This window comes from Aquipuribacter hungaricus (genome assembly GCF_037860755.1).
In the GTDB taxonomy this organism is placed as follows: Bacteria; Actinomycetota; Actinomycetes; order Actinomycetales; family JBBAYJ01; genus Aquipuribacter; species Aquipuribacter hungaricus.
In genome coordinates this window covers 1-773 of sequence record NZ_JBBEOI010000489.1, presented here as the reverse complement: position 1 = coordinate 773, position 773 = coordinate 1, and the positions used below count along the sequence as shown (strand labels likewise).

At 80.3% G+C, this 773-nt stretch carries 1 protein-coding gene; it reads left to right on the top strand.

Annotated elements, in window-relative coordinates; all coding sequences use genetic code 11:
- The coding region (locus tag WCS02_RS20805) for a sensor histidine kinase (protein ID WP_340296213.1) at nt 1-733 on the top strand (733 nt) is incomplete at its 5' end.
- Nucleotides 734-773: the final 40 nt, after the last annotated feature.

The window sequence follows — 773 nt, the reverse complement described above, 5'->3', positions numbered from 1 at the left end:
GCTCGCCCGGGCGTTCACCGGCATGGCCGCCGAGCTGGCCGCCGCCGACGCCCAGCGCCGCGCCCTGCTCGCCGACGTCGCCCACGAGCTGCGCACCCCGGTCGCGGCCCTGCGCGCAGAGCTGGAGAACCTCGTCGACGGCGTCCGCCCCGCCGACGGCCCGGCGCTCGCCCAGACCCTCGCGCAGGCCGAGCGGCTCGGCGCCCTCGTGGAGGACCTGCTCGACCTCGCCCGCGCCGAGGGCACCGACGGCCTCGTCGACCCGGCCCTGGTGGACGTCGGCGCGCTCGCCGACGACGTCGCCCGCCAGGTCGCCGCCGCCCACGGGGTCCCGCCCGTCGTCGTGCTCGTCGCCCCCGACCTGGCGGTGTGGGCCGACGAGGCGCGGCTGCGCCAGGTCCTCACCAACCTGCTCGACAACGCCGTGCGCCACGGCAGCCGCGACGGCCGGGTCGCCGTCGTCGGGCAGCCCGCCGAGGACGGCGGCGTCGTCCTCGAGGTCCAGGACGACGGCCCCGGCATCCCGGCGGGGGAGCGCGACGCCGTCTTCGAGCGGTTCCGCTCCGGCACGACCCCGGGTGCGGCGACCAGCACGGGCGGCACGGGCCTCGGCCTGGCCATCGCGCGGTGGGCGGTGCAGCTGCACGGCGGACGGATCGGCGTCGTGCCGTCCGGGCCCGGCTGCACCGTGCGGGTCGAGCTGCCCGCCCGTCCCCGGCGGGCCGGCGCGTGAGCGCGACGACGGTCGGTGCGCCGCCCCCGCCCCAGCCGCC